General features: G+C 70.9%; 13 protein-coding genes. 8 read left to right on the plus strand and 5 right to left on the minus strand.

What is annotated here, in order from left to right:
* Nucleotides 1–5: 5 nt before the first annotated feature.
* Both LZ199_RS01550 and LZ199_RS01555 read right to left on the minus strand, forming a co-directional pair.
* Nucleotides 6–800, minus strand: coding sequence for a DUF4126 domain-containing protein (locus LZ199_RS01550; protein WP_253991839.1), 795 nt, complete (start codon nucleotides 798–800; stop codon nucleotides 6–8).
* 3 nt (nucleotides 801–803) lie between these two features.
* Nucleotides 804–1,511 (minus strand): hypothetical protein, encoded by a 708-nt coding sequence (locus LZ199_RS01555; protein ID WP_253991840.1) that lies wholly within the window; start codon nucleotides 1,509–1,511, stop codon nucleotides 804–806.
* A 109-nt stretch (nucleotides 1,512–1,620) separates the two neighbouring features.
* On the opposite strand from LZ199_RS01555, the gene LZ199_RS01560 reads away from it, so the two are divergent.
* Together LZ199_RS01560 and LZ199_RS01565 are read left to right on the plus strand one after the other, a co-directional pair.
* Nucleotides 1,621–2,211, plus strand: coding sequence for a GNAT family N-acetyltransferase (locus tag LZ199_RS01560; RefSeq protein ID WP_253991841.1), 591 nt, complete (start codon nucleotides 1,621–1,623; stop codon nucleotides 2,209–2,211).
* 132 nt (nucleotides 2,212–2,343) lie between these two features.
* Nucleotides 2,344–4,131: a sigma 54-interacting transcriptional regulator gene (locus LZ199_RS01565; protein ID WP_253991842.1), complete on the plus strand. Its 1,788-nt coding sequence runs from the start codon at nucleotides 2,344–2,346 to the stop codon at nucleotides 4,129–4,131.
* Nucleotides 4,132–4,143: 12 nt separating this feature from the next.
* Here the strand turns inward: LZ199_RS01565 and LZ199_RS01570 are convergent, their stop codons facing one another.
* Nucleotides 4,144–5,547: a hypothetical protein gene (locus tag LZ199_RS01570; protein ID WP_253991843.1), complete on the minus strand. Its 1,404-nt coding sequence runs from the start codon at nucleotides 5,545–5,547 to the stop codon at nucleotides 4,144–4,146.
* Nucleotides 5,548–6,039: 492 nt separating this feature from the next.
* Here LZ199_RS01570 and LZ199_RS01575 point away from each other — a divergent pair, with 492 nt between their 5' ends.
* Complete coding sequence (locus tag LZ199_RS01575; RefSeq protein WP_253991844.1) at nucleotides 6,040–6,858, plus strand: ThiF family adenylyltransferase; 819 nt, start codon at nucleotides 6,040–6,042, stop codon at nucleotides 6,856–6,858.
* Between the two features lie 36 nt (nucleotides 6,859–6,894).
* Here the strand turns inward: LZ199_RS01575 and LZ199_RS01580 are convergent, their stop codons facing one another.
* Nucleotides 6,895–7,341 carry a DofA protein gene (locus LZ199_RS01580; protein WP_253991845.1) on the minus strand — a complete coding sequence of 149 codons (447 nt, stop codon included), beginning with the start codon at nucleotides 7,339–7,341 and terminating at the stop codon, nucleotides 6,895–6,897.
* Between the two features lie 268 nt (nucleotides 7,342–7,609).
* Nucleotides 7,610–10,126 (minus strand): penicillin acylase family protein, encoded by a 2,517-nt coding sequence (locus tag LZ199_RS01585; protein WP_253991846.1) that lies wholly within the window; start codon nucleotides 10,124–10,126, stop codon nucleotides 7,610–7,612.
* Nucleotides 10,127–10,298: 172 nt separating this feature from the next.
* Between LZ199_RS01585 and pssA the strand changes: the two genes are divergently transcribed.
* From pssA to LZ199_RS01610, 5 genes are all read left to right on the plus strand, one after another.
* Nucleotides 10,299–10,943, plus strand: a complete 645-nt coding sequence (gene pssA, locus LZ199_RS01590) for a CDP-diacylglycerol--serine O-phosphatidyltransferase (RefSeq protein ID WP_253991847.1) — start codon at nucleotides 10,299–10,301, stop codon at nucleotides 10,941–10,943.
* 160 nt (nucleotides 10,944–11,103) lie between these two features.
* Entirely contained in the window at nucleotides 11,104–14,061 is a 2,958-nt protein-coding gene (locus LZ199_RS01595; protein WP_253991848.1) for a choice-of-anchor D domain-containing protein, read from the plus strand.
* 183 nt (nucleotides 14,062–14,244) lie between these two features.
* Entirely contained in the window at nucleotides 14,245–14,589 is a 345-nt protein-coding gene (locus LZ199_RS01600) for a hypothetical protein (RefSeq protein WP_217440163.1), read from the plus strand.
* 147 nt (nucleotides 14,590–14,736) lie between these two features.
* A complete protein-coding gene (locus LZ199_RS01605) occupies nucleotides 14,737–17,220 on the plus strand; it encodes a protein kinase domain-containing protein (protein WP_253991849.1) in 2,484 nt (827 codons plus the stop codon).
* A 3-nt stretch (nucleotides 17,221–17,223) separates the two neighbouring features.
* Nucleotides 17,224–19,794, plus strand: coding sequence for a serine/threonine protein kinase (locus tag LZ199_RS01610; protein ID WP_253991850.1), 2,571 nt, complete (start codon nucleotides 17,224–17,226; stop codon nucleotides 19,792–19,794).
* Nucleotides 19,795–20,034 lie beyond the last annotated feature (240 nt).

Here is a 20,034-nt window from a genome sequence, read left to right on the forward strand (position 1 = left end):
GCCCATCATCCCAGCCGGGAAGGGACCTTGCCGCCGTCGCGCTGGATGCTCGGTTCCATGCGCGGAGCGCTGGAGTTCCCGGACCCGAGCGCCCCGCGAAGCGCGTCCCTCATCCGCCCGCCGAGTCGCAAGTCCAGCGCCCTGGCCACGGGCACGTCCGCGCGGCACTTGGGACAGCGCGAGGCCTCCTCGCGAATCTTCGCTCCACACCCGGCGGGACACGCGCGTCGCGAGCGCGCCTCCAGCCGGTACGCCACGAGCCCCGCCGCGCCGCAGGCCAGGGTGAACAGCAGCACGAGCGCCAGCGACAACGGAGCCCAGAGGATGGCCACCGCCGCCAGGCCCAGGCCGAAGACGTCCTCGGTGCGCAGGAGCCAGCGCCGGGGATGCAGCACCTCGGTCTCCAGTTGGTCCACGCGCGTGTGCAGCCACTGCCGCACCGACAACGTGGACACGGCGACGAAGGCGCCCACCGCGCCCACGGCCCAGGGAGGAAGCTGCTCCGTCCCCACGCCCAGCGAGGCGAGCGCCACCGTGGCGCCGCTGCCCGCGCTCAGCGCGAACTGCGCCAGGCCCAGCACCATGCGCAAGTCACTGTCGCGCTGCGTGTACATCTCGAACGCGAGCAAGGCGACGAAGGCCCCGAGCGCCTGGGGCGTCGCGAGCCACATCAGCTCCGGTGGCAGCGACAGGTAGTGGTAGTGCGCGGCGAGCGCGAGCAGCAGCAGGCTGCCTCCCGCGCGGGTGCCGGACGCGCCGCTCAGGCCGATGACCTGGGAGGCGATGGCGAACGTGAGCATGGTTCAGCGCCCTCCCATGGGCACGGCGAGGAAGCCCTGCACGAGCCCCAGCGACTGGAGCGCGTACAGCACCAGCAGCACCGACGCGGCGGTGAAGGTCAGCAGCATCAGCATCCACCCCACCAGGAGGCCCATCTCCCAGAAGGCGACGGAGACACCGCGCGCCTCGCGCTCGGTCTGCCACGCGAGGTAGCGACGCGCGAAGAGGCCGGCGAGCGCGACCTGACCCGCGCTGATGGCGACCTTGGCCAGCGCTCCGAAGGCGGGGACCAGCGTCAGCAACTCGAGCACGAGGACGGACAGCGCCACGAAGCAGCCCGCGGCCAGGCGCAGCGTCCACCGGGAGACCAGTCGCCGCTGGGGCGTGAGGAGCTGGAGCGCGGGCGTCACCAGCGTCACCCGCAGCCACACCAGCGCGGCCACCAGCAGCAGCGACGTGAGCAGGGGCACCCAGCTGGCTATCAGCGCGGCGAGCGCCACCACCGCCACGGCGATGCCGAGCCTCACCGTGGCCCGCTCGGAGGCGAGCTGGTGGAGGACCTCGCGGTCCGTGGAGTTCGGCAGCGTCTGCTCGTCGCACCGGGGACACGGGCGCCCGCGCAGCGCGGTGCCTCCTGGAATCCGCTCGGCGCACCGGCGACAGCGCCCGCTCAAGAGCAGCGCGAGCTCGTGCTCCTCACTCCGGGCGCTCGCGGTCATCGTCAAAGGCATCGTCCCCCTCATCGGCGTGTCCACATCATGCCCCGGGCGCAGGGGCGAGTCAGGTACCGTGAAGGCCCCATGCTCGGCCACCTGGCCGTCGGGTCCGGAGAGCCTGTCCATGCGTTTCCAGCCAGTCCCGCTGCTGCTTCGTGACGGTCGCTCCGCCCTCATCCGGGAGGCGACGCGAGCGGACGGGCCCGCGCTGCTCGCGCTGGAGAGAGCCCAGGTGATTGCCCGGCACGGCGTCGTGAAGCGCCTGGATGAACTGCCCGAGGACGCGGAGGCCTTCCTGGCCCAGCGGGAGGCCGCGGGGCTGCACCGGCTGGACGGCCACGCCTTCCCCCTCGTCGTGACGGACGCGCACGGCGCGCTCCTGGGCGAGGCCTCCGTACTCCGTCAGGGGTTCCAGATGCTGCGCCACACGGGAGTGCTGGGCATCGGCGTGCATCCGTCAGCCCAGGGACTGGGGGCCGGCCGGGCCTTGATGGTCCACCTGCTCACCTGGGTGCGCACCCACCGCGACGCGGATGGCGGCGCCGTCACCCGCGTGGAGCTCCACGTCCGGGCCGACAACACCAAGGCCCTCGCGCTCTATCGCTCCCTGGGCTTCGTCATCGAGGGCACCCAGCGGGCCCACCTGCGCATCGACGAGGGCACCTATGTCGATGGCATCCTCATGGGCCTGCTGCTCGACACGCCGGAGGCCTGAGTCGACTTCAACCCGCTCGCTCGCTTCCGGGCCGGTGTCCCCCGGGGCCGGGTGTTGGAATGGTGGGTGGCGAATCTTCTGGCGCCGCAATTTCCCAGCAAGGCTTCATCCCTGCAGTAGAGTGCCGGAGTCATGACGCGGCCTGTGTCCGCCTACGCCCCTCGAAGCGAGCGCAAGCCGTTGTACGTGAAGGTGGTGACGCAGCCCGCCCTTCCGGGGTGCTGGGCCGTCAACATCAGCGAGACGGGCATTGGCCTCATCGCCACGCCGCGGAGCCCGCAGGAGGGGCCGCGCGAGGGCGAGTCGATGGAGCTGTCGTTCTCCCTGCCGGACTCGAACGAGCACATCCGCGCGCGAGGCGACGTGCGCTGGCGCCACGAGTCGGGCGGCGCGGTGACGGCGCTCGGCGTCTTCTTCCACTCGTTCGAGGGCTCCGACGGGGTGAAGCTGGCGCGCTACCTGTCGATGGCGCGCCTCCAGGTGGTGGTGGCGTTCGCCAGCGAGGAGGAGGCGAAGGACATCCGCGCGGCGCTGGAGGGGCAGGCGGTGCCGCACTTCGCCGCCAGCGAGGAGGAGGCGCACGCGCTGCTGGAGCGCGGTGACGCGGCGGCGCTCCTGGTGTGTGGACGCGAGGAGGCTCGGGCGCTGGCGCTGGTGGAGGGGCTGACCACCGCGAGCGCGGACGTGGAGCTGTCCGGCGCGGTGCCTCCCTCGGACCTGGCTTCGCGCATCATCTACTGCGCGCCCGCGGCCCCGGAGCGGCTGGTGGCGCTGTTCAACGCGGGCCTCGTGTTCCGGGCGCTCGGCGAGTCGCCCTCGCGAGACGCCGTGCGGCAGGCGGTGCTCCAGGCCGGGCGCGAGCGCGGGGTGCGCACCGAGCAGTGGCGGATGACGCTGGAGCTGGAGCGCAACCTGCTGCGGGAGCGCGCGCTGTCACAGGCCCGGCCGCAGGAGCCGGGCGGGCGGGGCGAAGAGGACGTGGGGCTGCGCAGCGCGGCCATGCAGCGGGTGATGGAGATGGTGCGCCTGGTGGCCCCGCACCGCGTGGCGGTGCTGCTCCAGGGCGAGACGGGCACGGGCAAGGAGGTGCTCGCGCGCATCCTCCACCGGCACAGCGGACGGGAGGAGCTGCCGCTGGTGGTGCAGGACTGCGGCGCGCTCACGGAGACGCTGCTGGAGAGCGAGCTGTTCGGCCACGTGAAGGGCGCCTTCACCAACGCGGTGGCGGACCACCCGGGCCTGTTCGTCCTGGCCAACGGCGGCACCATCTTCCTGGACGAAATCGAGAACACGACGCCCAACCTCCAGGCGAAGCTGCTGCGCGTCCTGGAGACGGGCGACGTGCGGCCGGTGGGAGGCACCCAGGTGCGGCACGTGGACGTGCGCGTGCTGGCCGCCAGCAACAAGGACTTGGGGGAGGAGGTGCGCGCCGGACGCTTCCGCGCGGACCTCTTCTATCGCCTCAACAGCTTCACCATCGACATCCCCCCGCTGCGGGAGCGGCCCGAGGACGTGCCGGAGCTGGCGCGCTACTTCCTGCAGGTGTTCAACCGGGGCCTTCGCCGCAGCGCCAGCGGGATGTCCCAGGACGTGGAGGACCTGCTGCGCGCCTACCCGTGGCCGGGCAACGTGCGCGAGCTGCGCAACGTGCTGGAGCGCGCCGTGCTGCTGTCGCGTCCGGGGGAGGTGGTGTCGCGCCGCCTGCTGCCCCCGTCGCTGGTGACGGTGTCCCCGGTGCGCAACGAACTGGCGGGAGACGGCTCCTTGCGCGCGCGGCTGGAGCGGGTGGAGCGCGAGCTCATCCGCGAGGCCCTGGAGCGCCACGGCGGGGTGCTGCGTCGCGCGGCCGTGGCGCTGGGCATGGACCCCGTGACGCTGGGCCGCAGGGCCCGGCGCCACGGGTTGTGGAAGGCGGACTGAGTCCCGCCGTCTTCAGTGGGCGCGCACCCACTGAAGGATGGGCTTCCACACGCGCTGGCGGGCCGTGTTCGCCAGGAACAGGTCCGCGTGCCCGAAGTCGAGCGCGCGCGCCGACGTCGGCAAATCGCGCACGACGAGCGACGTGACGTCCGTGCTGCCCAAGAGCGTCGCGGAGTGCACGCCGTACTCACCCACGCCGCCGCCCGCGCCCACGTACAGCACCGGCACCTTCACGCGCTTGAGGTAGTCGTCGTAGGGCACGTTCAGCCCGCACGCCCACGCCTCCGACTCCACCACCTCGTTGAGGCTCTGGTAGGGCGCCGCGCGCTGGGCGTACTCATAGAGGTAGGGCTCGGACGTGTACTTCAGGCTGCCCGGCAGGCCCGACGCGTCGGGGATGCCCGCCATCAGGTGGTAGCCCGGGGTGAGCGGCTGGAGCGGCGCCAGCAGCGCGTACGTGGCCGCCGCGGAGACGATGGCGGCGCGCCGGTTGGTGGGACGGCCGGTGCCCGGACCGAAGACGTCATCCGGCAGCAGCGGGGAGGGCGCGTCCGGCGCCGTGGCCGCGAACATGCCGATGTACTGGAGGGTGATGCCGGGCGCGGGGCCCAGGAGGCCGCCCTCCGTGACACCCGCGTCGCGCCGGGCCTTCAGCGCCGTGTGACGCTCACACGCCCACTGCTGCTGCTGCGCGAACTGGGGCGCGTGGCGCACCGCCATGTCCACGGGGATGAAGCCGTCCACCTGTCGCAGGAGCTTCGGCAGCCGCGCCTCCGAGTTGAGGTAGGCATAGGCCACCATCGCGCCCCGGCTCCACGCGAGCAGGTTCATCGAACCCACGTCGCCGCCCGCAAGCCGCAGCGTCCGCGCCAGCAGCAGGCCCGTGCCCACGTCCTTCGCGTGCGTGCCCAGGTTCCACCCCGCCATGAAGCTGAAGTCCGTCGTGTCCGTCGGCACCCCCACCCACCGCATGTCGATGCCCCACACGTCCACGCCCTCCTGGGCCAGGTACGCGCCAATGGACTGGTCCACCGGCACGTGCGCGGAGCCGACGCTGGAGAGGAACGCCGCCTCGAAGCCCCACGCATCGCCATGCACCAGGAACACCGCCCGGCTCGCCCTGGCGGGCACCCACGGCGCGCGCTCCTTCACCACCCGGTGCACCGTGACGGTGTCGTGCACCCCAGGACCTACCTTCAGCTCGAAACGGTAGTGCGCCACGTCACCGAACACCTGCTGACGTGAAGCCCGCTGGGTGGAGGCCGTGCTGGCCACCCCCTCCAGCGCGGAGGCTCCCGACACCAGCGCCGCCGTCGCGCTGTCGCGTAAGTCCTCCGAGGCTTCAGGCGACTCGGAAATTCCACAACCCAACGACAACAATGTCAGGCCAACAAACAGGCTGAACCACGAACGCATAGGGACCTCGAATCGAAGAAGAGAGGGTTCGGAGGAAGGCGCGTGTTGACTGGCCTTGGGACCCACCCTGCTGTGTCACCCGCAGAGCAGAATCCACGCCAGTCATTGAACACATGAATCCCTTGGAGGGTCGTCTATCCCTGGACTCCACGCTTGTTGTCCACTGTGAATCACCCGTCTGACATGCCCTGCCAGGTGTGGCGTTGATGACCCCGCTTCACGACTGAAGCAGGGGCATCACGGCTGTGCCGCGAGAGGCCCTGGCGCGGCGGTGCGGGCCAGTCTGGACGGGCTCACGCGCTGGAGGACGTGGGGAGTGCCGGGCGTCGGACAACGTCCTGGGGGGAGGGGAGAGTGCTGAACACCTGGGGTCGCGGTGGCCTCCCCGGGATGAAACGCCGGGTCCACATCCAGGTGTCCCCGCCGGGCGGTGGGCGGCGCGTCCGAAGCGCTGAGCGGCTCGGCGCCCCGTGGGCAGAAAGTGGAGGCGTCATGGTGGAGCCCCGTTTCGAGCGCAACCTGGGCGTCATCGGCCCGGAGGTCATGGCGCGGCTGGCCCGCACGCACGTCGTCGTCGCCGGGGTGGGGGGCGCTGGAGGCCAGTGCGCGGTGGACCTGGCGCGGCTGGGCCTGGGGTGCCTGACGCTGGCGGACTTCGACACCTACGAGCGCCACAACATGAACCGGCAGGTGGGCTGCTTCGAGAGCACGCTGGGCCAGTCCAAGGTGGACGTGGTGGGGCGGATGTGCCTGGACATCCACCCGGGGCTGCGGCTGCGGCGGGTGGAGACGGGCATCACCGAGGCCAACGTGGACGACGTGCTGGCGGGCGGCGAAGTCCTGCCGCCGGCGGACTTCGTGGTGGAGGTCATCGACATCGCGGGCGCGGGCGCGAAGCAGGCGCTCCACCGCGCGTGTCGTGAGCGCGGCGTGCCGGTGATGACGGGGCTGATGCTGGGGTTTGGCGCCGCGCTGCATGTCTTCCAACCGGATGCGCCGCTGTACGAGCAGCTCTACATCCTCCCGGACGGTCGCGTGGACCTTCCGGCCATCATTCCCCACCTGGGGAGTTATCTGTTGCAGGACGCCATGGACGCGTGCTTCGAGGGCAGAGGGCACGCGCCCACGTGCGTCGTCGGAGCCACGACGGCCGCGGGGATGATGGTGAGCGAGCTGATGCGCGGGGTGATGCTCGGCGCGCGGGCGATGGTGTCCTGGCCGGAGTACCTCTACGTGGACCTGTTCGACCACCGCTACGTGCGAGCGGCCGTCCGTCCCAAGAAGACGCAGCCCGCGCGTCAGCCCATGTGAGTCACGCCCGGGGCCGACGCGCCGCGCCCTCCAGGCTCACACCACGCCGCGCCTGCGCGCCTCCTCGATGACCTTCGAGCCGTCCACGCCCAGGCTGTCGGAGAGCAGCGGGGCGACCTGCTCGGCGCGCTGGTGCACACGCTGGAGCGTCTCGTCGTGGGTGCGCGTGACGATGTTGATGCCGGCGATGATGACGCGCTGGAGGTTGTACTGCAGGTCGTTGCCCTCGACGATGGCGTGAATCTGGGTGAAGAGCGGGCGCGCGTCGGACTGGAAGGCGGACAGGTTCGTGCGCTGCTCGCTGTTGGGCACCGCGGACTTCGAGGACAGGCTGGCCACCAGGACGAGGGGCGGCTTGAGTCGCTCGTGGGTCTCTCGCATCTGCTGGAAGACGGCGTCGATGTCTTCCCGGTTGGGTGGGGACTCCCAGCGCAGGAAGAAGACCCTGTCGATGATGGCGGTCTTGTAGACGGGTGTCGTCATGGTGAACTGCCGCTCCTTCGCAGAACCGTTGCCCCCGGGGCCGTTTCACCGCGTGCTGCCAGGCGGTGCCGGGCGGTCTGCCAGGGCATCCTGGGTTCGCCGCGTCACAGCGGAAGCCTCCCGAAAGGGCGGGCATCGCCGGGCGGACAGAGGACTTCCCCCGCGGAGGCTCCAACTGTCCGCGCCAAAGCAAAAGCCCCCGCCGGAGCAGGGGCTTGAGCACTGCTTCGAGGCCCCCCTCGCGTGAGGAGGGGAGCCTTGTGGGACGTCAGTTGCCGGAGATCTTCTTCTCCTCCACCTTGGTGGCGGCGATGGCCTCCTCGGTGAAGACGATGGGCCGCCACTGCTTGTTGGAGAACAGGTCCGTCTGGTCGGAGAAGTACGGCGACGCCGGGTCGCTGGACTCGCTGTAGGTCAGCACCGCGCGGCCATTGACGCCCGTGGGGGTGAACTCCATGGCCATGATGAAGCTGCTGCCGTTGTTGACGTTGTAGCCGGTGGTGGTGAGGTTGGTGCGGGAGTTGAGCAGCGAGCCGCGCACCGCGCTGAAGTCGGAGTCGGGCGTGGTGGACTTGAGCGTGCCCCACGACACGACGTTCGCCGTGCCGTCGTAGGAGCCGCCGCCGTGGATGGGAATCTTCCGGCCGTCCACGCGGGTGGTGTACTGCGACTCACCCAGCGGCGCGTTCACGGGGATGCCGGCGACCTGGAGGCGGTACACCGCCGCGGCCAGGGCGAGCATCGACGGGTCCGAGCCCGAAGAAGGCTCGGGGATGAGCGTGTGCGGCGTGGCGATGGGCTGCGCCACGTCGAAGGGCACCGCGAACGGCGTGCCGGTGCTGGACGGGGTGCCGGGGCCGTTGGACAGGGCGGCCATGCTGAAGTGGCCGCTGAACTCGCGCCACAGGGCCGCGCCCTTGCTGCCCACGTCGTAGCGCATGTCCCACGCGGCCAGCGCCGCGCAGCCCGCGCGGATATCCACCTGCGTGGTGTTGTAGAGCACCGTCGTCTTGCCCGTGCAGCGCGCGACGACCTGGTCCCTGAGCAGCTCCGCCATCATGCCGCGGTTGCCGAGGATGGCGTTCTCCAGCTCCGCGGTGGTGAACTTGTTGTCCGAGCCGGACGCGCCGTTCTGCTCCATCAGCAGCACCGCGTTCATGCGCGTGCGCGGCGTCTGGCCCACGTCCTCCAGGCCGTGCAGCGGCGAGAAGCCGGTGAGCGGCTGGTTCGGGTTGGCCAGCCAGTAGCTGTCGTTCGCGTTGAAGACGAAGTCGCGGCGGGCCAGCTTGGGGACGCCGCTGAAGGGCACCAGGCCGGGCCCGCGGGCACCGGCGGCGTCACGCCACTCGTTCTCCGGGTTGCTGCCGTCCAGCAGCACCAGGCCCATGGACTGCCAGATGGCGGTGGTCGCCGGGTCCAGGCCGCTGGAGGCCGCGCGCCACGTGCCGATGGCGGTGGGGGTGAGGTTGGGGGTGGGCGTCGCGTCCGTGTACCAGACGTTGCCGGCCCGGTCCGCCGCCATGGTGTTGACCCAGGGGATGCCCTGGATGCTGGCGTAGACGTTCTGGAACTCCTCCAGGCTCTTGGCCCGGTTCATCCCGACGAACTGGGTGACGAGCTGGGTGTTGTCCAGGTTGGCGTCGCGGTAGCTGAGCACCGACTGCTGGGTCCACTCGGCGGTGCCGGGGATGACGATGACGGGGCCGTAGTGGCTGCTGTAGAAGCGCTGGGTGATGTTGGTCACCGAGCCCTCCGGCAGCTTCACCAGGATGGTGATTTCGCGCGAGGTCATGTCCCGCTCCTCGGTGCCGTACTTGTACCGGGTGGGGTTGCCCGGCACGAGCTGCAGCCCGTAGAGCGTCATGCGCTGGCCGGACGAGAACGTGTGCGTCCAGGCCACGTTGTCGTTGAAGCCGATGAGCACCGCGGGCACGCCCAGGAGGCCCACGCCGTACACGTTGAGCTGGCCGGGCACGGTGAGCTGGCTCTCCCAGAGCTTCAGCTCGCCTTCCCAGGGGAAGTGCGGGTTGGCCACCACCATGCCGTGGCCGGACGCGGAGCGCTCCGCGCCAATGGCCCAGCCGTTGCTGCCGACCTGGCTGAAGTCAGGGCGCTCGATCTTGAAGCTGCCCGGGACGGGGCGGCCCTCGGAGCCCGCGCCGGGGATGGGCGGGGTGGCCGCGGCGATGGCGAGGATGAGCTGGTAGCTGCTGGCCGCCAGGCCCACGCTGATGTCGTAGGCGAGCAGGTCCACGCCCTGGATGGGCTTGACCCAGGGGGCGTTGGCGCAGGGCGCGGGGAGGTTGGCCGCGGGCGTCTCCGCCAGGTACTTGTTGAAGCCCGCCGCGTAGCCGTTGAACATCTCCTGGATGTCCGCCGGCAGGGTGGGGAAGGCCGCCTGGGCCTTCTCCTGGAGCTGGAGGACGCGGTAGCCGAAGTCGCTGCCCGCGTAGGTGTTGCCGGGGCCCGGCCCCAGGTAGCGCGCGCGCTCACCGCGGACCTTGATGATCTGATCCGACAGGATGCAGACATGGTCCTTCGCGAACGCGTAGCCTTGCCCGTAGGAGAGGCTGCCCATGTCGTTGGCGATGATGTGCGGGATTCCGTGCGACGTGCGCCGGATGGTGGCCTCGTACTTCGGAGGGCCTTCCACGGGTGGCGTCACCGGACCGCCATCATCATCCTCACCACATGCGGTGGCGAAGACGAGGCTCAGTCCGGCGAGGAGGGGGAGGTGCCAGCGGGTGCGCCCGGACTTCCAGGTCGCCCCCCGCGAAGAGGACACGGAATGGTTTGGAGGCATGGATGGCGATGAGCGTAGGGAGGGGCTGATCCACACGTCAAAAGTTTTCTGAGGTTTGACTTTTCCTGGGAGCCTGGAGTCAGACGCACCGCGGCAATAAACGCCGCAGTGAGGGACGGGCAGTGATGATTCACTGTGCTAGGAGAGCGCGAATATGACGACCGAGCAGCCGCGTGCCCGCCGCCCGCGCCGCCACTTCTCGATGATTCGCACCTTCGTGCTCGCCGACTTCGTGACGCTCGGCAACGGCTTCGCGGGAGCGGGGACCATCCTCGCCGCGATGCAGTACCTGGCCACGTGGCGCGTGGGCTTCTTGTGGGTGGCCTTCGCGTTGATGCCGGTGGCGCTGGTGATGGATGTCCTGGACGGGAGGATCGCCCGGTGGCGCTACAAGAAGTCGCCGCTGGGTGCGGACCTGGACTCCCTGGCGGATGTCATCTCCTTCGGCATGGCGCCCGCGGCGCTGGCCTTCGCGGTGGGGATGCGGGGGGCGCTGGACGTGGCGGTGCTCCTGTACTTCGTCGCGTGCGGCATCAGCCGGCTGGCGCGCTTCAACGTCACGTCGGCGGAGCTGGCGGACGAGACGGGGAAGGTGAAGTACTTCGAGGGCACGCCCATCCCCACCAGCCTGGCGTTGGTGATGGTGCTGGCGGCGGCCACGTGGATGGGTCGCATTGGCGACACGCTGCTGGGTGGGGCGTGGGACGTGGGGCCGGTGGTGCTTCATCCCCTGGTGCTGTTGTACGCGGCCAGCGGCAGCGCCATGATCAGCAAGACGCTGCGAATCCCGAAGATTTGAAAGTGAACGGGGCGACCCCCCCTGACACCGGGATTGCCCTTCGTGGGTGGTTGCCCGCCCACGGGTGGGTGCCTAGTTTGGCCAACTGATCCGCTCCAGCGCCTCGTTCGGGGCTTGCGGGGCGGCAGCGGGCGATGGGCGTGGGGAAGGGGTGGAGGCCATGACGGGGCGCTGGGGCATTTGGGCCCTCGCGGTGTTGGGGCTGGTGGCGGCTTCGGGGTGTGCTGATCGCGAACGGTCGTCCCTCGCGGACGGGCGGCTGACGGCGACTCCGGGCGGGATGGACTTCGAGAAGGTCGCCCTCTTCGACGCGCGCGAGACGGAAATCTCACTGCGCAACGTGGGGCGAGCGCCCGTCGATGTGAATGAGGTCTGGGTGGAGGGCCCGGAAGGGGCCTACCGGGCGGAGTTCACGCATGAGGGGCCGCACAGCCTGGCGCCTGGCAGCGCGTGCGCCCTGCGCGTGCGCTTCGCGCCCCTGAAGGCGGGCGGCCAGGATGCGTTCCTCGTCGTGCGCTCGGACACGCGCATCGAGCCGCTGATGCGCATCCCCCTCGCGGGCCTGGGCATCGACGCGTCGGCGCGGGTGTCGCCCCGCATGCTCGACTTCGGGCGGATTGAAGCGGACTCGACGAAGACGCTGGTGCTGACCTTGGAGAACCCCACGGAGCTGCCCGTGGAGGTGACGCCCCGTCTGGTCGGCGCGGACCGGGAGGAGTTCGTCGCGGGCCCCGTCGTCGTGGCCCCGGGGGGCCGCGCGGAGCTGCCCCTGACGTTCAACCCCGTGCGCGTGGGCCGCAAGCAGGTGGCGCTGGCGGTGACGCCGTGCCGGGGCTGCGCGGACGTGACGGTGCAGGTGTCGGCGGAGGCGCTGGAGCAGGCCGTCATCGCCGAGCCGCCCGTGCTGGACTTCGCGGCGGTGCCGGTGGACCGCGAGGCCTTCCGCGAGTCCCGCATCCACAACATCAGCACGGAGCCGATGACCGTCACCCAGCTCACGCTCGACGGGCTGGATGCGTCCTTCTCCCAGGCGAACGCGGGCTTCCCGCTGGTGCTCCAGCCCGGCGAGGTGCGCGGCTTCCAGTTCCGCTACAGCCCCGGCCACATGGGCCCCGCGGACGACATGGCCCGCTACCACGTGGTGAGCAAGCGGCACCCCACCACCGACGTGAAGCTCAGGGGCTTCGGTGGCGCGTCGGAGCTGTGCGTGTCGCCCATGACGTATGACTTCGGCACCCAGCCGCTGGGCTCGAAGACGCGCGTCATCGTCAACGTGAAGAACTGTGGCTCCTCCAACGCGGGGGCGCTCACGCTGGAGTCGCTGGCGTGGCAGCCGGACCCCGCGGGCGCGCTCCAGTTCAACAACACCCCGCTGGCCATGCCGCTCACGCTGCAGCCGGGCCAGGAGGTCAACATCTCCGTCTTCTACGAGCCCACGCGGCCGGGCGCCGCGACGGGCGTGCTGGTGATGACGACGAACGCGTACTCGGCGGCCACGGTGGAGCTGGACTTCCGGGGCACCGCGCAGGAGCACGCGCCGTGCAATCTCACCGTGACGCCGCTCGCGCTGGACTTCGGCACGGTGCCTCCGGGCCGGGGCGCGGTGCTGGGCGTGAAGCTGGAGAACAAGGGCACGGACCTGTGCCCGGTGAAGAACATCCAGCTTCGCGACACCGGTGGCGGCAGCTTCCGCCTGCCGGGCGGAGACCTCTTCGGCGTCATCATCTACCCGGGGGACTGGTTCAGCTTCCAGGTGGCCTTCCAGGCGCCTCAGGCCGGCGGAGACTTCACGGGCATGCTCCAGGTGGAGCAGATGGACCCCGTCAATCCCGTCATCCTCGTGCCGCTGCTGGCCCACTCGCAGGCGACGTGTCTGATGGCGTCGCCCTGGTACGTGGACTGGGGCGTGGCGCGGCGCGACTGTCCGCCCGAGCCGCGCGAGGTGAACTACCTCAACGCGTGCACCATGCCGGTGACGGTGTCCAACGTGTGGATTGGTCCGGGCACGACGGACGGCGAGTTCACGCTGGGCGGCGTGCCCGCGCCCATGCCCTTCACGCTGCAGCCCGGCGACGCCTTCACGGTGGACCTGGACTACGCCGCGCAGGTGTACGGCATGAACCTCTCGCCGCTCTACGTGAGCTCCAGTGACCTGCCCGCGCCGCTCCTGGTGCCGCTCATCGGCGAGTCCTCCAAGCGCACGGACAAGACGGACACCTTCACCCAGCAGGACGTGAGCAAGGTGGACGTCCTCTTCGTCGTGGACAACACGGCGTCCATGGTGGAGGAGCACCCGCGCCTGGTGTCCGCCATCCCCTCGTTCGTGGACGCGGCGCTCGCCAAGCAGGTGGACATGCACGTGGCCGTCACCACGACGGGAATCTCGCCGGTGGCGGCGACGTGCCCCGGCGGCGCGCAGGGGGGCGAGGCGGGGCGCTTCTTCCCCGTGGACAACTCGCGGCCGCGCATCCTCACCAACGGCATGCCGAACCTGACGGCGCTGCTCCAGCAGAACGTGCAGGTGGGGCAGTGCGCCCAGGTGGAGCAGGGCTTCGAGGCGATGCGCCGCGCGCTGTCTCCGCCGCTGGTGAACAACGCGGATGACCCGCGCACGCCGGCGGCCCAGGACGGCAACCTCGGCTTCCTGCGCGACTCGGCGGCCCTCGTCGTCGTCTTCGTGGGCGACGAGGATGACCACTCGCCGGACGCGGTGGACACCTACGTGCAGTGGGCGCAGCAGCGAAAGGGCCAGAACCAGCCGCAGCGCGCGACGTTCTACGCCATTGCCCCCACGGCGGCGGCGTGCGGAACGGCGGGCGGCACCGGCACGCGCTACGCCGAAGCGACGGCGCGCACCGGTGGCGAGGTGATGAACGTGTGCGCGGCCAACTACGGGCCGCTCCTGGCCGCGGTGGCCAACAAGGCCTTCTCCGCGCAGGACCGCTTCCCGCTCAGCGAGTCTCCGGAGCCGGGCAGCGTGACGGTGACGGTGGACGGCGCCCCAGTCACCACTGGCTGGCGCTACGACGCCCCCACCAACAGCGTCATCTTCACCAACGTGCCCGCGCCGGGCGCCAAGGTGGCCATCTCCTACCGCCGCTCCTGCGACGCGGGCTGAAAGCAGGGGAGCAGGCGCGTCGTGTGCTCCAGTCGAAGGGCCGGTCATCCGGCCCTCGACGTTCATGTCGGTCCCGGGTGCTACAGGTCTGGCTCCGCCTGTGCGGATGACCAGAAAATTGGAGGGCTCCTCACGGTGTGTACCCTGAGGTCGTACCCGCGCCCGCCGAGGAGGCACCCGGTGATGTCCCCAGACTCCGAAAACACGAAGACGACGAGCGCGGGTCGCGCTTCCCCGGCGCGCGCCCCGGGCCTGCGGGTGATTCAGGGCGAGGGCCGCCGACAGCAAGAGCCGCTCGCTTCCCGGGACGCCGTGGCCCGGGCGCTGATGGAGGCGGGGGCGGACATGCTCCTGCGGCGAATCACACCGGCCCGAGCCCAGGAAATCGAGCGTAAGGTGGACCGGGTGCTGGACCTGTTCGACAGGGTGGACGCGGCGCCGGTGCTGATGCCGGTGCTCAAGCGCCACCTGGACGAGCTGGAGGCGCTGATGCGGGAGTCGCGCGAGGTCCGCGCCGCTCGGCGGTAGCCACGGCGGGGGGCACGGGTTCCGCCGTGTCTACAAGGGTTTGACCCCCCTGTCGTGTGCGCTTACGCTCGGGGCTTCGCCGCGCCCGGATTCCGGAAGGCCACGGGCCGTGGGTTTTCCCCGTGGGTGGGGTGCGGTCAGGTCGCCGTGACCATTGAAACGTATGGCAGGTACCAGCTCCTGAAGCGACTCGCCATGGGCGGGATGGCGCAGCTGTATCTCGCGCGCCAGCCAGGTCCGGAGGGCTTCGAGAAGCTGGTGGTGGTGAAGCGAATCCTTCCGCACCTCGCGGAGAACGACGACTTCGTGAAGATGTTCCTGGATGAGGCGCGCATCGCCGCGCGGCTCAACCACGCCAACGTCGTCCAGATTTTCGACCTGGGTGCGCAGGACGACTCGTTCTTCATCGCCATGGAGTACATCCACGGCGAGGACATGCGGCGGGTGTGGAAGCAGTCGGAGGCGGTGGGGCAGCCCATCCCCGTGCCGCTGGTGTGTCGCATCCTCATCGAGGCGTGCTCGGGCCTGGACTACGCGCACAAGCGCACGGACCCGACGACGGGCAAGCCGCTGGACATCGTCCACCGCGACGTGTCCCCGCAGAACATCCTCGTCACGTTCGAGGGTGGCGTGAAGGTGGTGGACTTCGGCATCGCCAAGGCGGCGGACCAGGCCACCGTCACGCGCTCGGGCGTGTTGAAGGGGAAGTATTCGTACATGTCGCCGGAGCAGGCGGCGGGGCAGCGCGTGGACCGGCGCTCGGACATCTTCGCGCTGGGCGTGGTGCTGTACGAGCTGCTGACCAGCACGCGCCTGTTCAAGCGCCCCAGCGACATCCAGACGCTGGCGGCGGTGGCGGAGTGCAAGGTGGTTCCTCCGTCGCAGGCGTCCCCGCGCGTGCCGCAGGACCTGGATGCCATCGTCCTCAAGGCGCTCTCGAAGGACCCGGCGGACCGCTACCAGGAGGCGGCCCACCTCCAGCTCGCGTTGGAGGACTGGCTGACGGAGCGGCGGCTGCCCTCGTCGACGGCGCACGTCGGCGCGTACATGAAGGAGATCTACGCGGAGCGGCTGGCGTCGGAGGCGCGCTCGGGTGAACTCTTGACGGAGGACTCGGACCCCGCTTCGGGCTCCGGGCGCCAGGACCCAAGCTCGCGGCGCTCGGGGCTTCGGCCCGCGCTGCCGCCGCGCTCCACCGGCGTGCCGGAGGGTGAGACGGCGGCGCTGCGGCCTCGTGGCACGGGCAAGACGGGCCGCATCGAGCTGGAGTCCCCCAGCGGCCGGCTGACGGGCCAGCGTCGGCAGGTGGACCCGGCGCCTCCAGACCGGTCCTCGCGCTCGGGGCTGGGCGCGGTGCCGGCGCCGCCTCGGGTGGAGGAGGACGCGCCGACAATGGACGGCCGCGCCGCCTCGCGGGCGACGCTGACGGACGTGAAGATTGCGACGGAGCCCAAGCCGGCGGATGGACGGGCCGCCTCGCGCGTGGCGAACCCGCAGGCGCGGGAGCCGGAGTCGCACGGCGTGGAGGGGCGCGCCGTCACGCGGCCGATGCCCGCCTTCACGCACCACGTGGAGGAGGACGCGCCGACGCTGGCGATGCCGGAGATGGCGGGGCCGCTGCCGCGCCCATCACGGCTCGCGTTGCCCCTGCCTCGGGGAGCCGAGGACCTGGAGGAGCAGGAGGAGGACGCGCCCACGTTGTCGCTGGGCATGTCGCGACCGGGCCGCAAGAAGGGCGCGGCGGGGCGTCAGGCGGAGGCGTCGCCCCCTGCTTCCCGGCTCGGGTGGTGGATTCCCACGGTGGGGCTGGGGTTGGTGGTGCTGGTGCTGCTGTGGGGCTGGCTGAAGCCGGGGTCCGCCGTGCAGGCGCCGGCGCGGCTGGAGTCCGTGCCCGCCGGGGCGCGAGTCATGTTCGACGGGCAGGAGTTGCCGGAGCGCACGCCGGTGACGCTGCCCGGGATGCCCGAGGGCCGCTACTCGCTGGTGTTGTCGCACGAGGGCTACCAGGAGCTGAGGACGGAGCTGGAGGTCCAGGCGACGGGGCCGGTGCCGCTGGGGGTGCTGCGGCTGGTGCCGGTGGCGCAGCAGGCGCCGGTGGAGAAGACGGCGCCGGTCCAGGCGCCCGTGGAGCCCGTGGCCGTGGCGAAGGTGCGGCTGCGTGTGGAGGCGCAGCCCGCGCAGGCCGTCGTCATCGTGGATGGGCGGCAGCAGGGCGCGGCGCCGGTGATGCTGGAGGCCGCGCCGGGCGTGGCGCTGGCCGTCCGGGTGGAGGCCGCGAAGCACCAGTCGAGCGAGCGCACGGTGACGGTGGGCTCGGGGCCGGAGCAGGTGGAGCGCTTCACGTTGAACCCGGAGGCTCGGGTGGTGGCTCCCACGCCGCCGCCGGCACGTCCGCCGAGGCAGGAGCCGCGCGCGGAGACTCGCACGGCGAAGGTCCGCTTCGCGGTGCGGCCGTGGGCGGAGGTGACGTGCGGAGGGAAGAAGCTGGGGGAGACGCCCTTCGAGGCGGTGGAGCTGCGCGTCGGGACCTATGACTGCAAATTCTTCAACCCCGACCTCAAGAAGACGCTCAGTCGACGTATCGAGGTGAAGGCCATCGACCTCAACGTGGTGAGCGTGAAGTTCGAATAGCGCATGTTCCCGAAGCCCTTGACGCTCGTCGCCGGTTCTCAAATCGGCAAGTACGTCGTCCGCCGCAAGCTCGCGGAGGGCGGGATGGCGGAGATCTACCTGTGCACGGCGCGCGGGGTGGAGGGCTTCGAGAAGGAAGTCGTCATCAAGCGGGTGCGTGCCTTCCTCGCGAGCGACCCGGAGTTCGTGGAGATGTTCATCGCGGAGGCGCGGCTGGCCTCGCGGCTGAACCACGAGAACGTGGTGCAGATCTTCGACTTCGACAAGCACGAGAACACGTACTACCTGGCGATGGAGTACGTGCGTGGCTGCTCCTTGTGGGAGCTGCGGCGCAAGTCCAAGGAGCTGATGGACCCGGTGCCGCCGATGCTGGTGGCGCACCTGGGCGCGGAGGTGGCACGAGGGCTCCACTACGCGCACCGCCTGAAGGTGAACGGGCAGCCGTTGGACCTGGTGCACCGGGACGTCACGCCGCACAACGTGCTGCTGTCGTACGACGGTGCGGTGAAGCTGACGGACTTCGGCATCGCGAAGGCGGGCAAGCGGCTGACGCAGCCCGGGGTGCTCAAGGGCAAGTTCGCGTACATGGCCCCGGAGCAGGCACGCGGCGAGGCGGTGGACGCGCGCACGGACCTCTTCGCCCTGGGCGTGGTGCTGTGGGAGATGCTGACGGGTGGGCGGTTGTTCGACGGGGACTCGGAGGTCGCGGTGCTGCGCGCGGTGCAGCACAGCGTCATTCCGCCGCCGGCCCGGCTCAATCCGGAGGTACCCCCGGAACTGGACGCGGTGGTGATGCGCGCGTTGGAGCGCGAGCCCTCCGCGCGGTTCCAGACGGCGGGTGAGCTGGAGCGGGCGCTGGCGCAGTGCGTGCTGAAGCACGCGAAGTCGGTGGATGACACGGACCTGGGTGCCTTCATGCGGCGCCTGTTCCCCGGCAGCCTCACGCAGGCGATGCCCGCGGTGCAGGAGCGCACGCACGTGGTCGAAGGGGCACCGGTCCCCGATGACGAGGACGAAGAAGACCTGGCGCCTCCGCCGCGAAGGGACCCCACGGCGGTGATGAAGGCGGGGCGCGTGGGTGCGGGGCCGCCGTCGTCACCGGATGAGGACGTGGATGCGTCCACCTTCGTGCTGCCGCGTCGGGGTGAGGACGTGGAGGCGCTGCTGTCCGTGCCGCTGCCGCCCATGGCCACGCCGATGATGCCGCTGCCCGCGGTGGCTTCGTCACCTGTGCCGCGCGCGAATGCGCCGCTGCCGCCGCTGGCCGCGCCCATGGCCTCCGTGAGGCCGAGCCGCCCCGAGGGGACGCCCGCGGTGGTGGCCTCAACGGAGGAGGGGCTTCGTTCCGACGTCACGCCCGCGCCCACGAAGACGCCGAGCCGTTCGAGCGGGCTTGAGCCTGTGTCGGCGGCTGCCTCGAATGGAGGACTCCGTTCCGAGGTAACGCCCGCGCCCACGAAGACGCCGAGCCGTTCGGGTGGATTGTCGCCGGTGTCGAGGCAGAACGACGCCGAGGCTTCGTCGAGCGATGCCGAGCTCGAGCGCTCCTTGATGCCGCAGGGTGGTGTCGCGGGTGATGCCTCCGAGGCGGAAGAGCGCGCTGCCAGGTTGGCGCAGTCCTCGAGTCATGGCGAGGAAGTGGGGCAGGGGCCTGACGAACCGTCACTGCGAGGAGCGGCGATGGGCTCCTCGGACCCTTCACAGGGCACGTCACCTGAAGTGGAGGCGGTAGACGGCGCGAAGTCGACGCGGCTTGCTGCATCGTCGGAAACCCCAGCCTCGACGCGCGACTCCGAGGAACGCGGTGCCGGAGTGACCTCCGAGGCACGCGAGGCGAGCGCACCGTCGTCCGGACTGGCCGTGCTCGATGCGAAAGAGGGCGGCCCTCAGTCGCTCTCTGGCAGTGAGGTCCCCACTGTCACCGAGTCCTCGCCGGGACAGCCGAAGCGCTCGGGATGGCTCAGGCCGCGTCGCATGGTGGGCGCGACGATGGGCCTCGGATTCCTGCTCATCGTGGGCGCCGGGGTGATGAATGGGATCCGCTCCGAGCAGTCTCCGGAGACGGCGAGTCCGGCCAACGCACCGCCAGCCGCCACCTCGACGCCGACCGACGCTCCCTCCACCGCCCGACCTCCGGCACCCGCCGCCGGTTCCGTCGGAAGTGTCGTGCAGGAGACAAAAGATCCGGAGCCCGAGCCGCGCCCGGTCTCCCCTGTCAGTACCCCCTCCGCCACGAGCCCCGAGCCCTCCGATTCGGACGCGGAGGTGGACGGGCTGAAGCGAGAGGCCCTCCTCGGCACGGCCCCGAAGTCCGCCGACGCTCCTCCAGAGACCACGCCGAGAGCCGCCACCACCGCCGCGACGGGCCTGCTCCAGCTCCGGGCAACCCCGTACGCGACGGTGTTCCTGGACGGCCGCCGCCTGGGCGAAGTCTCGGGCCGCGCCTCGTACAAGCTGGCTCCCGGCACCTACAAGCTCCTCTTCCAGCATCCCTCGGGAGAGAAGCGCTACGACGTCACCATCACCGCGGGCGCCACGGTGACGCGCGAGTTCCGCCCCCCGCGCGGCCGCTGACCCCGCGCCACCCCGGCGCATCCCCCGTTCCACCGTCGCTCCCGCGCTGACACCTGCGTGGCGCCCCCTGGGGCTCCGCCGCGCGCGCAGGCCCGGGTTCCGTCGCACCCCGGGCACCACCCCACGCCCTCTCTCCGTGCGCTCCGGGTCTTCCGCCACCCCGTGGTGAGGCCGCGCCGTGCCGCCTGGCGCGTGTCGAGCGCGCTCGTTTTCGAGACGTGAACCGGCCGACATCGCAAC

The organism is Myxococcus qinghaiensis (assembly GCF_024198215.1).
Classification (GTDB): Bacteria; Myxococcota; Myxococcia; order Myxococcales; family Myxococcaceae; genus Myxococcus; species Myxococcus qinghaiensis.